At 43.7% G+C, this 24,191-nt stretch carries 13 protein-coding genes; 8 read left to right on the forward strand and 5 right to left on the reverse strand.

All coding sequences use genetic code 11. The features are described from left to right. Positions 1–242: 242 nt before the first annotated feature. From WA1_RS21100 to WA1_RS21115, 4 genes are all read right to left on the reverse strand, one after another. Positions 243–2,567 carry a CHASE2 domain-containing protein gene (locus tag WA1_RS21100; protein ID WP_017747619.1) on the reverse strand — a complete coding sequence of 775 codons (2,325 nt, stop codon included), beginning with the start codon at positions 2,565–2,567 and terminating at the stop codon, positions 243–245. 20 nt (positions 2,568–2,587) lie between these two features. Next, positions 2,588–4,033, reverse strand: a complete 1,446-nt coding sequence (locus tag WA1_RS21105) for a DUF1822 family protein (protein ID WP_017747620.1) — start codon at positions 4,031–4,033, stop codon at positions 2,588–2,590. A 9-nt stretch (positions 4,034–4,042) separates the two neighbouring features. Next, positions 4,043–5,818: a helix-turn-helix domain-containing protein gene (locus tag WA1_RS21110; RefSeq protein WP_017747621.1), complete on the reverse strand. Its 1,776-nt coding sequence runs from the start codon at positions 5,816–5,818 to the stop codon at positions 4,043–4,045. A 161-nt stretch (positions 5,819–5,979) separates the two neighbouring features. Then, positions 5,980–6,531, reverse strand: a complete 552-nt coding sequence (locus WA1_RS21115) for a hypothetical protein (protein WP_017747622.1) — start codon at positions 6,529–6,531, stop codon at positions 5,980–5,982. Positions 6,532–7,336: 805 nt separating this feature from the next. Between WA1_RS21115 and WA1_RS53000 the strand changes: the two genes are divergently transcribed. The 8 genes from WA1_RS53000 (at position 7,337) to WA1_RS21155 (ending at position 22,740) form a co-directional block, all read left to right on the forward strand. After that, entirely contained in the window at positions 7,337–7,597 is a 261-nt protein-coding gene (locus WA1_RS53000) for a mersacidin/lichenicidin family type 2 lantibiotic (protein ID WP_017747623.1), read from the forward strand. A 112-nt stretch (positions 7,598–7,709) separates the two neighbouring features. After that, positions 7,710–11,030 carry a type 2 lanthipeptide synthetase LanM family protein gene (locus tag WA1_RS21125; protein ID WP_017747624.1) on the forward strand — a complete coding sequence of 1,107 codons (3,321 nt, stop codon included), beginning with the start codon at positions 7,710–7,712 and terminating at the stop codon, positions 11,028–11,030. A 35-nt stretch (positions 11,031–11,065) separates the two neighbouring features. After that, positions 11,066–12,007 (forward strand): MsnO8 family LLM class oxidoreductase, encoded by a 942-nt coding sequence (locus tag WA1_RS21130; protein WP_017747625.1) that lies wholly within the window; start codon positions 11,066–11,068, stop codon positions 12,005–12,007. A 27-nt stretch (positions 12,008–12,034) separates the two neighbouring features. After that, positions 12,035–14,260, forward strand: coding sequence for a peptidase domain-containing ABC transporter (locus WA1_RS21135; protein ID WP_017747626.1), 2,226 nt, complete (start codon positions 12,035–12,037; stop codon positions 14,258–14,260). 20 nt (positions 14,261–14,280) lie between these two features. Continuing rightward, positions 14,281–15,789 carry a beta-barrel domain-containing protein gene (locus WA1_RS21140; protein ID WP_026135127.1) on the forward strand — a complete coding sequence of 503 codons (1,509 nt, stop codon included), beginning with the start codon at positions 14,281–14,283 and terminating at the stop codon, positions 15,787–15,789. A gap of 254 nt (positions 15,790–16,043) precedes the next feature. After that, positions 16,044–16,286 (forward strand): hypothetical protein, encoded by a 243-nt coding sequence (locus WA1_RS21145; protein WP_017747628.1) that lies wholly within the window; start codon positions 16,044–16,046, stop codon positions 16,284–16,286. An 81-nt stretch (positions 16,287–16,367) separates the two neighbouring features. Next, entirely contained in the window at positions 16,368–20,081 is a 3,714-nt protein-coding gene (locus WA1_RS21150) for a two-partner secretion domain-containing protein (protein WP_148662736.1), read from the forward strand. Between the two features lie 4 nt (positions 20,082–20,085). Further along, positions 20,086–22,740 (forward strand): CHAT domain-containing protein, encoded by a 2,655-nt coding sequence (locus WA1_RS21155; protein WP_017747630.1) that lies wholly within the window; start codon positions 20,086–20,088, stop codon positions 22,738–22,740. Between the two features lie 234 nt (positions 22,741–22,974). Here WA1_RS21155 and speB read toward each other — a convergent pair whose 3' ends face one another. Next, a complete protein-coding gene (gene speB / locus WA1_RS21160) occupies positions 22,975–24,015 on the reverse strand; it encodes an agmatinase SpeB (RefSeq protein ID WP_017747631.1) in 1,041 nt (346 codons plus the stop codon). Positions 24,016–24,191: the final 176 nt, after the last annotated feature.

The raw sequence follows: 24,191 nt of genomic DNA on the forward strand, positions 1-24,191 counted from the left end.
TTGTCGGTTAAGCCGTTTTTTCCTCCCCTGCACCCCCTGCAAGTTTCCCGCGACAATTTTCTCAGCCCTTGCAGTATTGGGTTAGGGTGGGGTAAAACAACGCTAAAACTTATTTTCAAAAGCGAGAGGGAGGAAAGACGTTAAAACTGGGGTTTGAAGCCCCTCTCCTTCAAGGAGAGGGGTTTGGGGTGAGGTTTGTGTTGGAAGCCCTTAAAATCTGCAAAGAAACAAAGAAAGTAAAATTAACGCGATAGTCCGCTAAAACGGTTGGTAATTCCCCAAGCGATCGCAAAAGCGAGGACTGAAGGAATCAGGGGCGCACAAATACCGATACTGAACAAGCCGAAGCAGAGGTTAGGAAGAATAGCGATTGCCACAGCCATCGCAATTCGGCGATATAATAGCGAGTGAAATCCCCAAACGCATAAACCCCCCGTAATTGCCCAACTCCAGATCCAGAGAACATCTAATTCTTGCGGCAAAAACCGCAGTAAGGAACGTTCTTCTTTGGCTACACTGAGCATTTGGCTCGCCATTTGGGCGTGAATGACGACACCAGGCATTTTCCGTCCAATTTCATTACTAAAGGGAGTAGAAAAGCGATCGCCAACTGATGGGGCTACGACGCCAATCAAAACCAACCGATCTTTCACCCATTGGGGTTGAAAATTATTTTGGAGAACTTCTGTGAGCGTTACTTCCCTAGCGACTTTTTGTGAAGACCGATAATTGAGCAGGACTTGGTGACCGCGAGGATCGATGTTGTGATAAAAACCAGTATGCTTTTCCAAAGGTTGGAAAACGGTAGAGCCAAGCTTCAAGTTGCCTTCAGATGTCGCTTCTGGTTGAATGCCTTCTGAAGATAGGTAACGAAAGGCTAATTCAGCACTGAAGGCATAAGAGGCTTGGCAAAGGGAGTCTCCTGGATTTAAATGAAACAAATAACGGCGGACTGTACCATCCGGCTCAACTGCTAAATCGCTAAACCCGACATTTTCTGTTGAGCTAGCAGGGGGAGATGCAACCCCAAATTTATTCCCACCCTTTGGTTCTGGTTGGCTGACTTCGCAAATTGTCACCAGGCGTGGGTTTTTCTGGATGTGGACGGCTAGCTCGCGGTATCCTGGTTCTACAGGAAAATCGCGGTAGATATCCAAGCCAATGGCTCTGGGTTGATGAACCTGAAGTTTTTCTATTGCTTGTAAAATCGCGCGATCGCTCAGGGGGTACTGACGCTGCTGTCGGATATCTTGTTCTGTTACTTTTACAACCAGTAGGCGCTCATCAATTCCACCATCGGGTTGCAGGCGCACGAGCTGGTCAAAAGCCCACAACTCCACAGGCTGGAGTCCCCCTAAAAACCGCACCGTCATGACTAAGCCTGTAGCGACCAAACTCCTGACCAAGATATTTGGCAAATGCTGCCATTCAAGCTGACGGCGGGAATTTCGCTTTGTCATCGATCGCAATTCCTTCCAAGTTGGCGGCACCTCAGAGGGATTTTGGTAAATCATTGGTAACCAGGTAGCTCCTGGTAAATCGGTAAATTCCTCTAGACGTTCTTGGGCACGACGCACCGCAATGTATAAAGCTTGTCCAGCAGCGTATTCTCTGAGAAATTCTTTGAGAAAAGATTGAGCAACTTTATCCGGAACTATCTCCTGCATGACAATGATAATGGGCACGTGTAAATCAGCTAACTGCTGCGCTAGTCCCAATCCTTCACAAGAATTAAAAATTGCGATTTTTAATCCTCGTTGAATCGCTTCCTTCAAAGCATGTTTAAATTGGTCAGTTTCAATACTTTCCCTGGCGCTGAGACTAATCCGACCTCTTTGTTCTCCCGTCTGGCTATGCCCAGCAAAAAAAAAGATATCCCAGCCCTTTGGATCTCGGAGTTGAGCAATTAAATCTCTAGCCTGAGGCTGATGACAAAAAACTGACTCCGCTCCGTTGAGATTCGCGATCGCCTTACGATCGGCTTCTAGATCCAGGTGTCGGTTATCTCCAAAAATTGCCAGAAGGCGAACGCGATCGCTTTGAGTTTGGTGCTTGGCAATCTCCCAAGATTCATACTCTACCGGACTATAGCTAACACCGACATTTGGGTAACGCGATAGCAAATCCCAAGTATGCCAAGGCAGTTTCCACAGGATTGGATCTTTGGCTTTAATGGCTAAGCGTATGGTGTCAGCCTGACTCGCTAGTTCTTTGTTTAACCTTTCTCTAATTTTTTGCCAGCCCAATTCCCCCGACGGTTGCAGCCATTGGTTTAGGTTAGCCTCCACTTGTCGCATTCGTTGCCAACAGTCGTCCGTAATCTCGCTAGTGGCGCGATTCGTCGGCAAGCTTTCCTCAATCTCCCAAACCTGATTGCGAGCGATCGCTGTGAGATTGCGAAAAGATTGTTGCCATAAAAGATACAAGCCTTCAATATCTGTGTTAGCTTTTAGCCTACCTTCAATTTCTCCCAAGGGAGAACCGCCATCCTCTCTGAGTTCTAGCGATACTTCAAACCCTTGGTGAAAGTTTCCCCTGCCAATTTTCAGAACTGCTACCCTACCCATCGCTGCTTTCTGGTTAATTTTTAAGCTAGAAAGTCCTCGCTCACACTTACCCCATCCAGCGTTACCCGCACTTGGAATTGGGTTCCCGATGGTGGACTAAAGCCTAGTTGCAAGAGTTTATCTTTCCCTTGACCTCTATCGTCGCTTCTTGTTTGGGCTTGCAAGCGAGTTTCGCCACCGGAAATCACGCTTAGTTGGAGATTTGGTGGTAGCTTGTGTTGTTGGTTGATTGGTTGCACTTGTAGCCGCACGCCAATTTTTTCTTCAGTTTTAGGTCTAATGGTGACAATTAATGCGACTTGGCAAGTTCCCAACTGCATCCCCAAGTCAATTAGCCTAGCTTTACTGACGCCTGCTTGGGGATGCTCAGGCGCAATTTTGCCTAAACTTAAGGCTGCTTCCCAACGGGTTTCTTCATCGTTAGCGGTGCGTAATAATTGAGTCAACGCCTCAACAACTTCCGGATGACCAATGCCAATTTGCCCTAAAACTCCGGCGGCTTGACATCGTTCTTTTTCAGGGCGATTAGATTGTAGCAGGCGAATTAATGGCGCGATCGCTTCGGAAGATACTGTCGGTTCCAACGTTTCTGTACCGCGAACTGCACTGAATTCTGGAGGTGTTAAAAGTGTTTCGACAGCTTGCCAACTTTTCTCGATCGTGCTTTCTGCTTTCTCTAACCATTGCCGCAAGTTCACAACTGTGAAACTTGCAGTTGCAGTGGAAGTTAAGCCTAAACGCTGGTTGTATAGCTGCTGTCGCCATTGTTCGTTTGTGAGTAATGCAGCCCACTGATCAAAGGGTACTGCCAGTCTAGGTAAGTAGATCCCTGGTTTACTGAGTTGCACTAATAACTCTTGAGCGACTTTTACAGATAACTGTAGTGGCGGTTCTTCAGCATGGGGATTGGTGTCTTGCTGGGGGACGAGTAGCATTTGTGTGAAGTCTTCAGCTAAGACTTCCTGGTTGATATAGTAAGTGCGATCGCTTTCATCATATATCCCCTGCTGCTTGAGTTTTTCATAGCTAGCGAATCCCCATACCCGCAGCCAAGATTGCTCTGATTCACCCAAATTAATTTGCACGGCAAGGTAATAATCCTTTCTCCAGCTAGGAATATCAACCCACTCGCAGGGAACAGCAAATTCTTCTAAATCGCTGGTTTCGTTGGGAATCAAAACCAATCGCATTCCTTCTAACTCAATTGGTGTACCGTTGACAAATTCCCAGAGAGAGTCCCAAGTGGTGTCAGAAATGCTACCTTGAACTTGGTTAGCTTCTTTTAACCAAGCCTCAAGCCAAGGTACAAAAGTTTTTAAGCAAAGATAATTGAGATAAGCTTGACAGCGAGCAGCTGCATTAGAATGAAGTTGGGATTGTTGCCAAGCTTCTTTTTGAAGCTCTTGTGATAAATTCAACCAGAGCTGGTTAGGATAAATAGTAGAAAGTTTTCGCAATTTCAACATTTTCTGTCCTTAATTCCTCTGGAGTTCTAGGTAGAGCACATCTTTTGACAGCCAATCCTCAACCACTTCGCCGACCTGTTGCCTTTCTGTTTCTAGGGAAAGACCAAAGCGGGTATTAATCCACCAAAGAAAACAACGCTGCAACTGCTGCTTCGCTAAAGCCAGGGTTTGGCAGGCATGAGAGCTAGTTTTGATATCTTGCTTTTGACCGTATCGCTGGCAAATAATTTTTCTTTGTAGCGATCCTAATTGCTCAAAAGACTTTAATAATTCCGATTGAATAAGATTTTGGTAATACTTTTTTAACCATAACTTGATATAGTTAGTTTGCCATTGGTTAAGTAAGTTTAAAAAAGTTTTTTCTAATTGATTTTGAGCTAAAAACAGTTTTTGTTCAACTTCCTCTTGGCTCATAGGTTGTTCTTGGCTCAGAGTCTGAGTTAGCTCAGTGAGACCCATTTGTTGACCGTAGCTAAGTTTGAGAATTTGCTGCGATCGCGTATCCAAATCTGCTAGTGCAGCAATTAATTGAGCTTCAATTGGATTAGCAGAGTTAAGATGGGAAAATTTTTCATTTAAAAATGTTTTGACATAAGCACTGGGATTGATTCGCTCACTCGTTAACTCCTGAAACTTTTCTAGCAATGGCGCTTCCACATTCTTTGAAATGTAGCGTGAAATGGTTCCCTGATGAACGCCAATCTTACTGGCAAACTGTTCCTGAGTTAAAAGTGCCAATCGGTGAGGATAGCACAGAGGCATAACAGCTTGACGGCATGATTTGGGAATTTGACTGCGGACATTGTCTAAGTTTTGCTCAATGAGTTCAATTTCTGCTCTTAAAATCAGGTCTATCTCTTGTAAAGATTCTGTTGGTTCTTCTTGCTCTAAAGCTTCCCAAGAATTGACGCTTCGATTGTCCGGTTGTTCTATGTTATTGGCATCGTAAGAAACTTCAATAATTTGGGAAGGTTGCTGTAAAGCGGCGATACAGATATTCATCCATTCTTGAATCATTGCAGGCGCTACTGCTGCACCAACAGCGACTTGCAAGGGAGCACCGGGTTGAAATCTCTGAGAATTGTAGTCCTTAGCGGTTTCTGCAAAATCTGAGAGTTCTGGATCTGGCCATTTCTCTCCTTCTCTTCTGTTAGGATGGTAGACTTGATTGTTTTTGTAAACAGGAACAAAATAGCGCCAAGCAAAAAGATACTGCGAAATTTCTGGTTCTCTTGAGCCAGAGTTTGTCAGCGCTTCTCTCAGTCGTTCTTCCGCCTTTTGCAGTTTTCTACGACTATTGATATCCACATCACACAGCAGATGCCATTTCGATTCCCAATGTATTTGCTGGCGCATCACATTTCGCAGCACCCCTACCATGTAGGTTTTGAAATTTGCTCTACTATCATTACTCGTCTTGTACTTATTGAGAGATTGCTGTAATTTCTCCCGGTTACAAAGGTATTCGTTAGTTAGAGCATACAAATGTTCCGCACGAGCCTCGTAAAAAGGCAAACGATACCAATTGCGCCAAATGAGATAACAGCGATCGCGATCGAAGTAAGCTAATAAGTGCCAGTGAGCCAGACGTTTTTCTATCTCAGGTTGGGAATCGTCATTGAGAATTTTTACAAAATAATCTGCATAATCGCTCTCATCCCACTCAGGATGCAACTGAACTAGCTTTTCCATCCGTTCCCGCAAGCGATTTTGAATTAATCGTTTGAACGGAGGATAACCGTTAGTTTCAGTAAAATCATACAATGTCCAGAATTGATCGCTCATTTGTAGAAATTGTTCGCTGATTTTATTTTCGCCAACCTACTGAATCAGCAGATGAAAACTGATTATCTTGTTGCAAAAATTTATTTCATTCTCAATAAACAAAGACTCGCTCAATTTAACTTGACAATACCCCTGAAGCGATAGGCGTTCACAATCATGACCTATAGTATTGGTGGGGAGGCAAAGTCGATCCCGCTAAATGCCGGGTCTTGCCCGGTGGTAGTTCGCCGCATAATAACTGTGAAAAAGTAAAGTCTGTCAAAGCCTACATTATGGTTGAGATCGACATATCGAATTGTATTACCTGTCATGTTGGATTCATTAGAACTCCATGTAGTTCCCACTCCGTGCAAGCCAGCGGAGTCGCGGTAGTGAAGGCGCGTCTCGATCTCAGCCCCAGTTCCCATACCGTCCGTATCCCGGTAATAGACCCGGTATGTTGAGATATCGTTGTCGTTTGTCATATCCGATATTGTGTGTCTGTTAATTGGAAGCGGACAGTAAAGGATAACCGTTCCAGTAGCAGATCCATTAAAAACATAAGCCCCGTTAGAGAGACCAACTGCTGCGTCTGCAACGTCATTTCGCGGACGGCAGGCGCTAGCGGGGATAGTAGTGGCTTCAACATCTCGGTCATTAGCTGAGGCAACACTAGAGACAACAAAGGACGTAGCAATTGCGGCACAAGCTATGAGGTATTTTGAGAGCGACATGAAAAATCCTTTTATCTGTTACTTAGTGGGGTTTAAACTCTTTCATTTGGTTATTGCGGTGGTGTTTTGTGATTTATGCACTTATTTTTGTGGATTCATGCGCTAATTCTGAGCTGACCGAGGCTCAGAGGCACATTGCCCTCAGAATAGAATTCTGGAGCTATACAAACGAAGTCCGCCTGCGCGGACTTTAATGAAGCCTGCGTAGACAGGCTTTGTTATTCGTAGTACTCTTACCTTGATGTAAAATCAATAAGGTCAAGTTGTACTAATTAAATATATTTTTGCGATCGCCTGTGGCTTTGATGGGAAAGCTGCGCGCGATCGCTTTGTACTTTGTTAATTCAACTATCAAACTGAATATCTCCTCACATTTGAGATAGAATTGCTATCTAAAAGCACTTTATGAAGTTTTATTGCTTTTAGAAATAATAGTTATGACCTAATACTAGCAAAGGTTTCAACTATTTTCTTAAGTGGAAGAACAGCTTTTACATGGGGACAAGTACATAAATCAAAAAAAACGGTCTCATTAACTCTGATGAAAGGGTTCAAAACCAAAGAAGTAAAGCAAGCGAGCTAAGTTCAATGTTGTGAACCACTTTGCTAAGACTTAATTCAGGCTTGAATATAAGCACCATTAATCTCTAAACAAGTCGTGGTTCAGACTGGAACTTAGTTTGTAATGAGTGCATATATTATCTCTATCAATTAGGGTTAATTACTGTCTCTTGACTTAATTTTACATTTGGAAAAAAGACTGCCTTTCAAAAAAAACACATCATTAAAATGAAGGAGAAAAACTATGTCAAATATTGACATTATTCGTGCGTGGAAAGATGAAGAATATCGCAATAGCCTGAGTGAAGAACAGCTTTCTCAGTTACCTGAAAATCCAGCAGGGATGGTTGAATTATCTGATAAAGAGATGGAAACTTTTATGGGCGGAGGAGATGTTCACATTGCTATGTCTTGCTGCGGTACCAAAGCTACGAATCAAAGCAAGAAGCTCCCAATTCAAGATTCTTCTATTTTAGCAGAAGTTTCTTCTCTTGAGAAAGGCTAAGCATAGCTGCCTAGTGTAGTGTCAAAAACAAAGGGTGGGTTCCTACTCACCCTTCTCTCCTACCAACAGTATCTTGTCCTCAAATTTCACCACTTATCAGGAATATAATGCTATGAGCAAGTTTTCTTTTCACAACTCTGTCTGGTATAATTCCATAACTTTAACTGAGCGTATTATCTCACTGCAAAATACTCAAAAAGAGACATATATAACTAACATTGATACAAAACTTGCTAAGAAAAAAATGCAGCAATGGAAATCCCAATTGCCTTTTACGAATGACTCTTTCTTTGCTCAACGTCTCACAATAGATAGAATCACTGAAGATGATTTTTTTAATATTCTTGGTGAGCCAATCGAGGGAGTTAAAAACCGTCTTCCAGATTTACCACATTGGCTCAAGCAACTGGCTCAAGCATTTTTTCATCCTACCCATTCCCAAGCCAAAATACTTCTTGCTCCAGAGAAGCTAGGAGAAGGAAAAGAAGCAGGTTTTTTGTATATTATTGAACCCTTGCTTAGTCAAGAAATTGACCGCCTAAAACAGGGAATTCAGGCAATGTGTCAAGCACATTCTGATTTGCCTTTTGAACCTAGTACTGTTGTATCCTTGCTATTTACTAGTTTACAAGAGCAATTGGTTAATATTTTAAGTCGCACCATGATTTTGGAACTTAATGTAGCTCGCCTGCAAGGACTACTACAAGGCAACATTCCTCAGGAGCGATTTCAGAGTTTCTTACAACGCCTACGCCAGCGTGAAATAGCAATCTCTTTCCTCCAAGAGTATCCCGTCCTTGCCCGTCAAGTAGTAATTAGCATTAATCATTGGGTCAATTTTAGTCTAGAATTTCTCCAGCATCTCTATAATGATTGGAATGTTATCTGTGCTAAATTTAGTCCAGAAACAGACCCAGGTGTATTGGTACAAATAGATAGTAGTATTGCTGACACTCATTGTGATGGACGTACCGTGATAATTGCTAAATTTAGCACTGGTTTTCAGGTAGTTTATAAACCCAGATCTTTAGCTACTGATGAGCATTTTCAACAACTTTTACTATGGATTAACCAACGAGGAAATCACCCACCATTTCGTACTTTAAAAATGCTCAATCGAGATAAATATGGATGGGTAGAATTTGTTGTAGCTCATAGCTGCACTACTCCAGAAGAAGTTCAGCACTTTTATCAACGTCAAGGTAGTTACTTAGCACTACTGTATGCCATAAAAGCTACTGACTTTCATATGGAAAACATAATTGCAGCCGGAGAACACCCTATTTTAGTTGACCTAGAATCCCTTTTCCATTCTCAAATTGAAGTTAATCATCTTAATAAGAAATCAGAACATCTTGTTGTCAAAACATTCAATTATTCTGTCTTAAGTGTTGGTATATTACCCCAACGTCTCTGGGAAAATAATGAGTCCAAGGGAGTTGAAATGAGTGGATTAGGAGGTGAAGAAGGTCAATTAACACCAAGTCGTGTTCAGTATTTGACAGGAATAGGAACAGATGAAATGCGCGTTGAGCTTAAACAAATGCCAATGTCAGGAAGTCACAACCGACCTACCCTTAATTCTGCTCCAGTAAATATATTGGACTATATAGACGCAATTACTGCTGGCTTTACTTCCATGTATCAGTTGTTGATACAGCATCGGCATGACTTACTATCAGAAAAAAGTCCTTTAGCCCGGTTTTGTGAAGATGAAGTAAGGTTTATCCCACGCTTTACTGAAGAATACAGTTTACTACTCAATGAAAGTTATCATCCTAATCTGTTACGAAACGCCTTAGATCGAGATCGTTTCTTCGATCTACTTTGGTTGGGAATTGAACATCAACCCCACCTAGCAAAGATAATTCATGCTGAGCGGGATGATTTATGGAAAGGTGATATTCCTAGATTCACAACTCGACCCAATTCGACAGATCTTTGGACTGGTTCTAATGAAAAAATTACCGACTTCTTTGATGAAACAGGGATGGATCTGGTACGTCGCAGTCTTCATAATTTAAATGATGCCGATTTGAGGCAACAATTGTGGTTTATCCGCGCCTCCTTTACTACATTTATAATCCATAAAGAGGAATCAAAATGGCAAGGATGGCCTATCCATCATTTGCCTGAACCAAAAAATGATTTTAGTCGCGAGCAATTGGTAGCCGCTGCACAAGCAGTTGGCGATCGCATAGAAGAGCTAGCACTGCAAGAGGACAATGATGTCTCTTGGATTGGCTTGAATTTCGATGAAAAGAGAAATTACTGGACTTTTACTCCGCTGGGAATAGAACTTTACAATGGTATGCCAGGAATAACCTTATTTTTAGCTTACCTTGGTACTATCACTCATCAGAAAAATTACACTGAATTGGCAAAATTGACATTAGCCAAGTTTCAACACCAAATAGATAGGAATAAATCGTCGTTCACTTCTATCGGTGGCTTTACTGGTTGGGGTGGAATCATTTACACCCTAACTCAGTTAGGAGTTTTATGGAATGAACCATCGTTGCTACTTGAGGCTGAATCAATAGTGCCTCTTCTCCCGGATCTTATTTCTCAAGATAAGTACTTTGATATTATTGGTGGTGCTGCCGGATGCCTTAGTAGTTTAATTAGTCTCTATCACTGCCGACCTTCTCAGCGTACACTTGATGTTGCAATTCAATGTGGCGTACATATTATTTCACATATCCAACCCATGAAGAAAGGCGTTGGATGGATACCAGGACTAAAAAGTCTGTCAGAGAAACCTCTACCAGGATTTAGTCATGGTGCAGCCGGGATAGCATTAGAATTACTAGAATTAGCATCTCTAACTGGAGAGAAGCGTTTTCACACAACAGCTCTTGCGGCTATTGAATATGAGCGTAGTTTGTTCTGCCGTCAATTTGGTACTTGGTGGGACATCAGCAATTTTAGTGACATGGTTCTAGCCAATAGCTATCCCTGCATGACTGCATGGTGCCATGGCGCACCTGGAGTTGGTCTCGCTCGGTTAAAATGTCTCCCATACCTTGATAATGCTGAAATTCGTGATGAAATTTACATTGCTCTCAAAAGTACACTAGAGCACGGTTTTGGTCTTAACCATTCTCTTTGCCATGGCGACCTAGGTAATCTTGAACTGCTTCTCCAAGCCAGTCTTATTCTAAAAGATCCACAGTGGAAAAATCAGGTTGACCGTCATGCCGCCATTATACTCTCAAGCATTGACAAGTATGGCTGGCTTTGCGGAGTGCCATTAGAAGTTGAAGTACCAGGACTAATGACTGGATTAGCTGGTATAGGTTATGAATTGCTGAGGCTAGCAGTACCAGAGCGTATTCCTTCAGTGCTAATGCTAGAGCCTCCAAGATTCAATAAAACCTCAGAAAAAACTCAGGAAATTTTTTCCCATAAATCAGCCATTGAAATGGTCTAATCCCACTACACCTTAGTTTGATAACGAGTCAATATATGAGCCATAAAATTAGTCTTGGCGTTCTCGATTTCTGCTCAGTTCCATATAAGAGAAACAGCAAATACGTACTTCATACAACTATAGAACTTGCGTGTCGAGTTGAAGCTTTTGGATATTCGCGCTATTGGCTAGCGGAGCATCATGGAGGTGCTGCTCATGCTAGTCCAGAAGTTTTAATTCCTCTTATTGCAGCACTCACTAAGAGGATTCGCATAGGATCGGCAGGAATTCTTCTCTACTTCTATAGTTCCTTAAAAATTGCCGAGAATTTTAAATTACTCGAAACCCTATTTTCGGAACGTATTGATCTAGGAATTTGCAGAGGTTATGCAGATCCATTGACTGCTCAAGCTCTTCTTGACGGGAGGACTCGGGAGCCGAATATCGAGCTTTATAAAGAGAAATTTGAACACCTGATACACTACTTGTGCGGAAGTTCAGAGGTGTCGGTGACACCTGTTGGTTCTGCTTCTCCGGCGGTTTGGGTTCTTGGTAGCGGTGGAAGTAGCGTGCCCTTAGCCGCACAAAATGGCGTTGCTTATAGCCATTCGCTCTTGCACATAGGATTCCAAGATAATCCCAGTATCCTCCAAGAGTACCGAGACATCTTCCAGCCAAAAGCGGGAAAAATTTCTACTCCTCAGTGCAATGTAGCAGTTGCAGGCATTTGCGCGGAAACTGAAGCTCAAGCACACCAATTACTCAAAAAACACACTAATGAGTTTATTGTACCGAGCATAGTAGGCAATCCCAGTCAATGTAAAGAGAAATTGCAGATGCTACAAGAGCGTTATGGCGTTGACGAAATCATATTCCTTGACCTTTGTCAGGAATTCGAGGATCGCTTACGTTCTTATGAATTGCTTGCTACTGAACTAAGATTAACGACTATTTCTGAGCAGCACGCCAAAATCGCAGAATTGCCTGCAAGTGCTTAAACAATAGTTTATGGATGACCCCAAACAATGAAATACCAACTTGTTCAACAGCACAGCGAGGAAGACTGCGGCGCTGCGTGTTTGGCTTCCATTACTAAACATTATGGTAAGACCTTTACCATTAACAGCATTCGGCAAACAACAGGAACTAGGCAACAAGGAACCACATTATTAGGCTTGAAGCGAGGAGCTGAAGCCCTTGGTTTTAATACTAGAGCAGTGAAAGTATCTCTGGACGCCGTCAATGAAAAAGCTATTCCCCTGCCAACTATCATTCACTGGAAAGGTTATCATTGGGTGGTTTTATACGGCAAGCGAGGCAATAAATATGTTGTTGCTGACCCTGCTGTAGGTATTCGCTATCTGGAAAAAAAGTTGCTCCTTGAAGCGTGGGCAGATGGGGTCATGCTGCTCCTCGAACCAGATCCAGTCCGCTTTTTTACCCAAGAAGATGAAAAAGAGAAAATTGGTGGTTTCGGACGATTCCTTAGGCGTGTTTGGCCATATCGCGCCATTCTTGCCCAAACTTTGTTGTTTAACTTGGTTCTAGGACTGCTCTCTCTTGCTTCTCCATTTTTGCTGCAAATCCTCACCGATGATGTGCTGGTTCGTGGAGATATGCAACTGCTCGCGAGTGTTGGCATTACAGTGATTATCATGCGTCTGGTCAGTAGTAGCCTCCGGCTAGCGCAATCAAATCTCGTCGCTCACTTTGCTCAACGTCTGCAACTCGGTCTAATTTTTGAATTTGGACGCCAAATCTTGCGTTTACCTTTAAGTTATTATGAATCTCGTCGCAGTGGCGAAATAGTGAGTCGCCTAGAAGATATTCAACAAATTAATCAGTTAATTTCTCAAGCCGTTGTTAGTTTGCCTAGCCAACTTTTTATCGCCTTAGTTTCCTTAGGTTTCATGCTGTTCTACAGTGTAAAACTCACAGTCGTAGCTGGTGCGAGCGCTCTTTTAATGACTCTCTCTACAATAGCTTTCTTACCCACCCTACAACAAAAAATTCGTAGTGTTTTGGTCTTGTCAGCCGAAAACCAAGGCGTTTTGGTTGAAACCTTTAAAGGTGCTATTACCCTCAAAACAACTGCTGCTGCTCCGCAATTCTGGGAAGAATTTCAAGGGAGATTTAGTCGCCTTGCTAACTTTACCTTCCGGACAATCCAAATTAGCATTGTTAACGGGATTTTTTCAAATTTAGTCTCTAGCATTGGTAGCATTGCCCTGCTTTGGTTCGGTAGTACCCTAGTCATTCATCAGGAATTAACTATTGGGATGTTACTGGCATTTAATAGCATGAATGCTAACTTTACCAGCTTTATTGAAACTACTATCGATTTTGTTGATGAATTCACCCGTGCCAAAACTGCTACCCAACGGCTCACAGAAGTTATTGAAGCTACTCCAGAAACTCTAGATAACAGCCAAAAGCCTTGGGTAAAAATTCCGGACAACACAGATATTATCTGTACAAATCTCAACTTTCATCATGCAGGGAGAGTTGATTTGTTGCAAGATTTTTCCCTAACTATTCCTGGCGGTAAGGTAATTGCTCTCATCGGCAAATCTGGGTGCGGTAAAAGTACTCTGGCTAAATTGATAGCAGGTTTATATCAACTTCAGTCTGGTAATATACGCTTCGGTATTTATAACCTGGAGGATCTTTCTTTAGACTGTCTGCGACAACAAGTAGTACTAGTTCCCCAAGACGCGCATTTTTGGAGTCGGTCGATTGTGGAAAATTTTCGTTTGGGTTCGCCTAATATTACCTTTGAGCAGATTGTGCAAGCTTGTCACATTGCTGGGGCTGATGAGTTTATCAGCAACCTTCCCGATAAGTATCAAACGGTCTTAGGGGAATTTGGGGCTAATCTTTCTGGTGGTCAAAAGCAAAGATTAGCGATCGCTAGATCCATTGTCAATAATCCACCAGTGTTGATTTTAGATGAATCTACTGGTGCTCTCGACCCAGTAAGTGAAGCCCAAGTTTTAAACCAGCTGCTAACTCACCGCCAAGGTCAAACCACAATTTTGATTAGCCATCGCCCCAAAGTCATCCAGCAAGCTGATTGGATTGTCATGGTGGAACAAGGGCAATTGAAAATTCAAGGTTCTCCAGAGACTCTGAGCCATCAAGCTGGCGAGCATTTAGATTTCCTCGACGGCGTTAATTTATCAGTCAATGGTTTCTCCAAAAAGCCCTCTAGCTTTCATCTCAATGGAAGTTCTTCAACCAGCATTTGCTAATCTCTACCCAAAAAACTGTCATGCTTAGCCACTTCAACGCAGATTCTCTACCCCTAGTTCAAAGTCATGAATTTCTCCCGCCGATTGGTAGTTGGGTAACACTAGGCAGTTTGGTACTCGTTGGTGGTGTGGGGGGAGCGATCGCACTGGCTTCTGTCATCGAATATAAAGTAACCGTTAAAGGACAAGCCAGCGTCCGCCCTACGGGAGAATTGCGGGTGGTACAAGCAGCAACAGAAGGTCAAATTACAAACGTCTTTGTGAAAGAAAATCAGGCGGTAAAAAAAGGAGATGTGCTAGCCACTATCGATGATTCGCGCTTGCAAACTAAAAAAAGCCAACTGCAAAGCAACATTCAGCAGGTACAAATGCAACTGCTGCAAATCGATGCTCAAATTAAGGCGCTGAATCGACAAATCCAAGCGGAAACAGAGCGCAAAAACCGGGCTGTTAGTTCTGCTCAAGCCGAACTCAATCGCGTCCAACGCAATTACCGAGACCGACAAATGACAGCGAAAACGGAAGTTGAAGAAGCCCAAGCAAACTTAAAAAAAGCAGAAAAAGAATGGTATCAAGCACAAGTGGAATTGCGATCGGCTCGTGCTAACCTACAATCAACAGAAGCAGCATTGAAAGCAGCCCAATCCAAACGCGATCGCTATCAAAAGGTAGTTCAAGAGGGAGCCTTGTCTTTAAATCAATTCGAGGAAGTGCAGTTAGAAGTTGCTCAACAACAGCAAGCCGTTGAAATACGACGTGCTACTGTGGAGGTGCAACAGCTTCTTATTGCCCAGCAACAACAAGCCGTAGCCGCAGTACGAGCAAAACTGCAACGCAATCAAGTATCTCTCAACCCCAGTGACGCGGAAGTTGCGATCGCTACAGAGGGTATTGCTCAAGAAAATGCTAGGGGTCAAGCCACTCTCGCCACCCTCAACCGAGAATGGGAAGCATTGTTTCAGCAGCGGATTCAAATTAAGAATCAACTCCAGCGCGACACCAGCGAACTGCAACAAATTGAAAGCGACCTCAGCCAAACCAAGATTACAGTGACAGAAGACGGGATCATCTCTCGATTAAACCTGCGTAACCCCGGTCAATCTGTACGTATGGGCGAGGAAATTGCTCAAATTGTCCCTAGCAACGCTCCCTTAGCAATCAAAGCCGCCGTTTCTCCTGAGGATATTAGTCAGTTGGAAAAGGGTCAAAAGGTACAAATGCGGGTTTCTGCATGTCCTTACCCCGACTATGGTACTCTTAAAGGCGTCGTCAGTCAAATTTCTAAAGATACCATTAAATCTCAAAGGAGTGAGGCTTTGCCCTCAGTTGCCAACATTTCTATCCCCTCATGGGATAGCAATGCTTCTTTCTACGAGGTGACGATACTCCCAGACAGCTTGTCCTTAGGTAGGGGAAATCATCAATGTACTATTCAACTGGGAATGGAAGGCAGAGCTGATATTATTTCCCGACGAGAGACAGTCTTAAAATATATGCTCAGAAAAGCCAGGTTGATTACAAATTTGTAAAGTTTTTTTTAGAAAATATTTAAAATTCCGTAGAAGTTTCAACCAAGTTGAAAACTTAAATGTCAGCACTTTCACTCTTTGTGGTTACTCCCTTTGGTGTTATGAGATTACCGATTTGCTTTTCCTCTTTCTTCGCCCTCTTTGCGTGAGTGCGGTTCATTTAAATAAGTAATCTTCGGGCGGAGAGGGAGTAATTACAGAGGCTAATTGTTGAGCGTTGAGCAAACTGCATTTGCTAGTAAGACACTAAAAAGATGAAAGACAAACAGAAACAAAGTTTAGAAGACCTCGATTTTCTCACTGAACTCACTCCTAGTGAACAAGAAGGAATTAATGGAGGTGGATCAGCCTTAAACATAACTTACGGGTCTAATCCCGTACCTAACGGTGGTTCTGCAACACCTTTTTCGCCGGTTGCATTTGATCCTATTGAATTGGAACCCGGACAGAATTGGTATCCAGATACACCACAACATCAAAACACCTTCACCATTTGATTTAACTTTCCCCATTAATTTTCCTTTGACAGATCCAGATTAGCGCAAAAGAGAAGTCTTATATTTTGGAGGATGGCAATCATGGGTCTAAGCGGGTCAAATTGTTGCTGGCAGTTGAGGGTAGCCAGCTTCGTAGCCGTATGTGCATTAGACGTTGCATCCGGGAATTTCGCCAAAGCTCAGATTGCCCCTGATTCCACTTTAGGTGCTGAGAGTTCTACACTAACGCCCAACGTTAGCATAGATGGTCTTCCTGCTGATGAAATTAATGGCGGGGCTATCAGAGGTACAAGTTTATTTCACAGTTTTCAACAATTCAATGTAGGCATTGGACAACGCGTCTTTTTCGCCAATCCCAGGGGAATTGAGAACATATTTAGTCGAGTGACTGGAACTAACCCCTCAGTTATTCTGGGAACATTGGGTGTCAACGGTGGAGCAAATCTGTTTTTACTTAACCCCAATGGTATTGTCTTTGGTCCTAATGCCAGACTAGACCTCCGTGGTTCTTTTTTGGCAAGTACTGCTAGGAGTATCAAATTTACTGATAGTCTAGAATTTAGCACTACTAATCCCTCTGCTCCTCCTTTGCTAACGCTCAATATGCCGATTGGTTTGCAATATGGAGAAAATCCAGGCAGAATTTTGGTACAGGGGCAAGGTAATGAACTGAAAGTCGATCAGGAGACTGGTGAGGTACTTGAGGTCAATCGAACTGGTAGTTTGGAGGTAGAACCCGGTCAAACTTTGGCTCTAGCTGGTGGTGAAGTCGTCCTGGAAGGCGGAAGTTTGAGCGCTGAATCGGGACGAGTTGAAGTTTGGAGTGTCCAGGGAGAGGGTTTAGTAGGTCTTACCTCAACGAATCCAGGCTGGGAATTGAGCGATCGCGGTATACAGAACTTCCAAGACATCCGCCTATCCCAAACTGCTGCTATTGATACTAGTGGTGTTGGAGGTGGCAATATTCAAATGCAAGGGCGACGAGTAGCGTTAGAAAATGGTTCGTTGGTTTTGTCCCTGACGCAGGGTGAGGGAAGCGGAGGAACTATCAGCATCAAAGGTTCCGAGTCTATCGAAGCTAGTGGAAGCGCCCCCAATGGCGAAGCAAGTCTCTTTTTAACGGAAACATTAGGTATCGGAAAAGCTGGTGATGTAAAAATTGACACAAAAAGCTTAATTCTCCAAAATGGGGCTCAAATATCATCTAGTACTTTTAATCAAGGTAGTAGCGGAAAGATTATTGTTAACGCCTCAGAGTTAGTTGAAGCAGCAGGTGTCACTCAAATTGAGAATTTTGCCAGTGGTTTATTTTCTGTTGCTCGTAAGAATACTGGTGAGGGTGGCAAAGTGGAGGTAACAACAAGAAGGCTATTACTCCGGGACGGAGCCCAGGTTAGCGCCACAACTTTTAGCGAAGGTAAGGGAGGAAACGTACTGGTGAAAGCTTCTGAGTCAGTGGAAGCGACTGGCGTTGCTCCAATTGGAGCCAGCGGCTTATTTGCTGTCAGTGAGAGTACTGGTGAGGGTGGTCAAGTAGAGATCGACACAGAGAAGCTAATACTCCAAAATGGGGCTCAGGTAAGCGCGACAGCTTTTAATAAAGGCAACGGGGGTGATGTGCTTGTTAATGCGAGGGAATCAGTGGACGTGATTGGCACTGCTCAAAATGGGAATTTTGGCAGTGGATTGGGAGCACAGACCCAAGGTACTGGAAACGGCGGCAGAGTGGAGATTAACACAAGAAAACTGCTTGTTCAAGATGGAGCACAGATAAGTGCTGCAACTTCTATTCAAGCTAGTGGGGATGGGGGAGATGTGCTTGTTAATGCAGAAGAGTCAGTGAAAGTGATTGGTATTGCTCAAAATGGCAGATTTCCAAGCAGCTTAGGAGCACAGACTCAAGGTACTGGAAACGGCGGGAGAGTAAAGATTAACACAAGAAAACTGCTCGTTCAAGATGGAGCACAGATAAGCGCTACAACTTTTAATCAAGGTCGTGGGGGCGATGTGCTTGTCAATGCGAGAGAGTCAGTAGAAGCGATTGGCATTTCTTACAATGGCAGATTTGGTAGCATCTTGGGAGCACGAACTAGTGGGACTGGAAACGCTGGTAGAGTAGAGATCGATACAGGGAAGCTGATACTCCGGGATGGGGCCCAGATAAGCTCCTCAACAACTCGCGAAGGTAGCGGTAATGGAGGCGATGTACTTGTCAACGCGAAGGAGTCAGTAGAAGCAATTGGCATTTCTCAAATTAGCAGGTTTGTCAGCGTCACCGGCTTGGTAGCACAGACTCATGGGGTTGGGGACGGCGGTACTGTAACAGTCAATACGGGAAGGCTAATTCTTCAAGATGGCGCACAAGTAAGCGCCATAACTTTTAATCGGGGTCGCGGGGGAAATATTATAGTCAATGCGAGAGAGTCACTAGAAGCAATTGGTTTTGGAAGCGGTTTGAGGGTGCAGACTCAAGGTGCTGGGGACGGTGGTACTGTGACTATCAATACAGGACGGTTTTTAGCTAGCAAAGGAGCACAAACTTTAGCTACTGTTTTTGATAACAGTGAAGGCAAGGGAGGAAATATTAACATTAGGGCTTCCAAAGTAGAATTAACTGGCACGTCCGATAATGGCGACCCCACAATTTTGTTTGCGAGTACTCGCGGTAAAGGCGACAGCGGCGAAGTCACAATTGACACTGCTCAATTAATCGTCCGAGAAGGAGCGCAAATAGGGGCTGGAACTTTTAGTAGCGGTCAAGGTGGTAATGTTTTTGTCAAAGCTTCTGATTTGGTTGAACTGGTTGGCATAGTTCCACAGGTTCCCAATCGACCTTTTTTTCGAGATTGGTCGGGTCAGCGGTTTCCTAGCGGTTTGTTTACTGGCTCTGAAAATATCGGTACTGCGGGAAATTTAAGGATTGAAACTGAAAACTTAACGCTTCGGGATGGAGCCACAATTGCTGTGAACAACCAGGGGAGAGGAGATGCAGGTAATTTAGAAGTGGTAGCTCGTAATGTTTTGCTGGACAATCAAGCTGTTCTCTCAGCGACAACAACATCAGGTCAGGGCGGAAATATTACGCTCAAAATCGATGACCTCTTGTTATTACGCCGCAACAGTAAAATCTCGACTAGCGCAGGTATCGATCGCGCTGGTGGTGATGGGGGCAATATCTCGATCGATAGTGACTTGATAGTTGCTATTCCTAATGAAAATAGCGATATCACCGCCAATGCTTTCCAGGGACGGGGAGGTAATATCAACATTAAAACTCAAGGTCTATTTGGTCTTGAGTTTCGCAATTTCCAGACTCCCCTGAGTGATATTACCGCTAGTTCTGAGTTTGGTATAGCCGGAGTTGTGGATATAGATATCTTGGATGTTGACCCGGCTCAAGCATTAACCGAATTACCAGCAGATATCGTTGATGTTTCTCGCTTGATTGGACAGGACTTCTGCCGCGTTGTCGGGCAGAATAGCGAATTTGTGGTTACGGGTCGTGGCGGTTTGCCTAGTTCTCCCAATGAAACGCTCAGGGCTAATGCTCCTTGGGAAGATTTACGCTTAGTCGAGGAGAGCGAACCAACAGCGTTCAAACTTCCGCCTGCAGCTAGGAGCGAGCAACCAAAAATGGAGGATAATCAACCAGAGACAATTGTGGAAGCTCAAGGTTGGATTAGCACACCGAATGGCAATGTGCTGCTGACGGCAAAACCTGCGACAGTGACATCTCAGGGACTTTGGTTGCATCCTCTAGACTGCCAACTGTGGAAGCAAACCAGTAGGAGTTGAAAAAATGAAGCTGCTGATTCGGTTCATAACGATCGCTCTCTTAGCGCTACTCTTAAGTTTAGGTATCCATACCCTAAACCCGGTCAGTGCTAAGCCAGTCGCGGCGGATCGGGAATTGACGTTGATGCAAGCAGGTAACCAACACTACGATGCCGGTCAGTTTTTGGAAGCGGCTCAGGTATGGCAACAAGCTGCACAGAAGTATGAAAAAATAGGTGATCGCACTCATCAAGCCCTAGCATTAAGCTTTGTCTCATTAGCTACGCAACAACTCGGTCAATGGCAACAAGCTCAAGCATCAATTGATACAAGTTTATCTCTACTGGACGAATCAGGTAAAGCAAGCACTCGCATCCGCGCTCAAGTATTGAATGCTCTTGCACGTCTGCAATTAGTGGGAGGTAAAGCAAAACTAGGACAAGACTCTGCTCAAGCGGCTCTCAAAACTTGGCAACAGGTGGAGACTCTCTACAGACAAGCGGGCGACTCTGTGGGGACGATTGGTAGCCAAATTAATCAAGCTCAAGCGCTGCAAACTTTAGGGCTTTACCGTCAAGCTAGGAAATTACTGGTACAAATTCGCCAAACTTTAGAACAATCCCCAGACTCTCGTTTGAAGATGACTGGTCTACGCACCTTAAGCGATCTCTTCCAACAAACAGGAGAGTTACAAGACTCGCAAAAGATGCTGACACAGGCTTTAGCAGTAGCCGAAAAATTAGAATTGCACCAAGAACAAAGCATCACTTTACTGAGTTTAGGAAATACAGCTCGCGCCCAAAAACAAACTGAGAAGGCTCTAGAATTTTATCAACAAGTAGAAACAGTTGCAGTTAATAAATTTCCCCTGATCGGGATGCAAGCACAACTCAATCGCTTGAGCTTACTCATCGAAACACGCCAGTGGGATCGAGCGCGGAGTTTGGGGTCACAAATTCGGGAACCGCTAGCGATTTTCCCTCCAGGTCGGTCTACTGTTAACGCTCAAGTCAACTTAGCGAAGAATCTGATTTGTCTGCAACTCCAACGCAGTACACCCCTGTGCTCTTTACTACCATACCAGGAAAATCAGCCCTCACAAACTAAAACTGTAAACGAGTCATCGAACTCAGTCATTATTGCTCTGTTGAATGTAGCGGTGCAACAAGCCGAACACCTGCAAGACAGACGCACCCAGTCTTACGCTTTGGGGAATCTGGGTCAGTTTTACGAACAGCAAGGCGAATGGCAAAAAGCCAAAGAATACACTATCAAAGCCCTCAGTCTCTCCCAGCAGATTCAGGCTGGTGATATTAGTTACCAATGGCAATGGCAGTTAGGACGACTACTGAAACAAAAGGAGATCGCAGGAGCGATCGCCGCTTACTCCCAAGCTGTTAAATCTCTGCAATCGCTCCGCAGCGATTTGGTGACTCTCAATCCTGATATTCAATTTGGCTTTCGAGAGGAGGTAGAACCAGTTTATCGAGAACTCGTTAATTTGCTCTTACAAGCCCAGACTCCCAGCCAAGAAAACCTCAAGCAAGCCCGTGAAGCCATTGAAGCACTTCAACTGGCTGAACTCGACAACTTCTTTCGCGATGCTTGCGCCCAAGCCAAGCCAGAACAGCTTGATAAGATTGTAGACAGCGCCGCTACCCCAACAGCGGTCTTTTACGGTATTGTTTTGCCAGACCGCTTGGAGTTCATTCTCAAGTTACCCAAACAATCTAACTTGCTCCATTACAGAACTCAAGTTTCTCAAGAAGAAGTCGAAAGTACCTTAAAACAATTGCAAGAGAAGCTAACCCAGCCTAAACCCTCGAAAGAACTACCTCAATTATCTCAGCAAGTCTATAATTGGTTGCTCCGCCAAGCTGAACCCGATCTCGCTAAAAACAGCATTAATACCTTGGTATTCGTGTTAGATTTTTCTTTGCAGAATATTCCCCTTGCTGTTCTTGATGATGGCAAACAATATTTAGTTCAGAAGTATGCTCTGGCGCTCAGTCCGGGTTTACAGCTAATAGAATCCCAGCCCTTGACACAGATTCAACTTAACGTCTTAACAGCAGGGGTAAGCGAAAGACGTACCGTTGCAGGTAGAACCTTTGATTCCCTCAACCAAGTTCCTCTTGAACTCGAGCAAATTCAGGCTGAAGTAGCAAGAAGCCAGAAACTTCTGAACTCTACATTAAACGCCGACAACTTAAGAAAGGCGGTTGAATCAGTTCCTTTCTCTGTGATTCACCTTGCTACCCACGGGAATTTCAGTTCTAACCCCGACGAAACCTTTGTTTTGCTGTGGGATCGCTTGCTAAAAGCTAAGAATTTTGATCGATTACTTGGAATTGGCGATCGCATAAATACACGAGCAATTGAATTATTGGCGCTGAGTGCTTGTGAAACCGCCACTGGCGACAAACGAGCCACATTAGGTTTAGCCGGAATCGCTGTCCGAGCCGGAGCACGCAGTACATTAGCGACACTTTGGCAAGTCAAAGATGAGTCTACAGCTGCATTTGCTATTCAATTTTATAAAGTTTTAAAAGATGACAAGTTAACAAAAGCTCAAGCACTGCGCCAAGCTCAACTGTATCTGATAGAGAAGCATCCTAACACTAATTATCGGCTACCTTATTACTGGGCACCCTTCGTTTTAGTGGGCAATTGGTTGTAGATTTGGGACAACAACGATAAATTGGCAAAATTGTCAACTTATCGTTATCAGTGCTGATTCTAAAAACGATTTAGAATCTGACGAGCCAATAATTGTCAAGCATTCGTAGGGGCGCAAGGCATTGCGCCCCTACAAATGCTGTGAAACACTCCGAAAAAGAAAAGTTTTTAGCCGTTCACAGTATATCAAACCAGCCATAACCTTACAAATGACAAATAACCAATGACAAATGACTTAACTCTGCTGTGATAAATCCATGAGATTTGATAGCTTATAAACTATACGCGCACCAACATTACCATCCCACTCTGCATCCCCAACTTCGCAGAGATCGAAGCCAATAATTTTTCTACCGCTATGAACTAATTCACGGAACAGAAAAAAAGCTTGCTCTAATTCCAATCCTCCAGGAACAGGAGTTCCCGTACTCGAACAGAGTTTTGGATCGAGACCATCAACATCAAAGCTAATGTATACTTGTTCGGGCAAATGACTGATGATTTCTCGGCATATCTCAACCCAAGCCATTCCAGAGTAGAGTTTTTGCTTGATAACTGGGTCATAATAAGCAACAATTCGACCGTTGGATTGGTCGATTGTTTGCACCTCATCATGACTGATATCGCGCAAAGCTACCTGCACTAACTTAGAAATTTGGGGCAATTTCATGGCATTAAACATGATGGATGCATGAGAAAACTCAAATCCCTCATAAGCATCGCGCAAATCTGCATGAGCATCAATGTGTAAAATGCCAAAGTTTGGATAGGAAAGTGCTAATGCTTGATAATAACCTAATGGTACGCTGTGATCGCCTCCGATCGCAGCCACTCGTTTGCCATTTTCTATTGCTTCCTTACTCTTTTCAAACAACCATTGATTGACCTGTTGGCAAGCTTGATTAATTTCTGTAAGTACTGGTGTTAAATCTGGTGTAGCTGTCAGAGGTTTACCTTGCTCTAGACGCTGGATAATTTCTGCGGCGCGATCGCGATAATAGGCGTTCTTCTCCAAGATATCCTGAGGTATTTCCACCATAAATATTCCCTGTTTCCATCCATCAGGATTGTCGAGATCGAACAAATCCAGTTGTGTTGAGGCATCAAGAACGCGCTGCGGTCCGTTAGCAGTACCCGCACCATAGGAAACGGTCACTTCCCACGGTACGCCAAAGACAATTAGTTTTGCCGATTCGTAATCAAATGGTAAACCAAGGAGGTTCCCATTAACTTGACCTACGCCACTGGGATTGTAGTCTTGGAGTTGATGACTCATGATTACACAAAACACTACTTGGTAGATACTCAAATATGGTAGCGCAGCTGTTGCAGCTACGAGGATAGAATGTCCTTAACGTAAGGAGGCAAACGGACGTGGATCTGCTGGTTCGAGAAGTGCAAATAATGTAGCGGCGTTAGCCACCTACCTTAACCAAGGCTTTCACGTTGTGG

Origin of the sequence: Scytonema hofmannii PCC 7110 (genome assembly GCF_000346485.2) — a bacterium.
GTDB classification, from domain to species: Bacteria; Cyanobacteriota; Cyanobacteriia; order Cyanobacteriales; family Nostocaceae; genus Scytonema; species Scytonema hofmannii.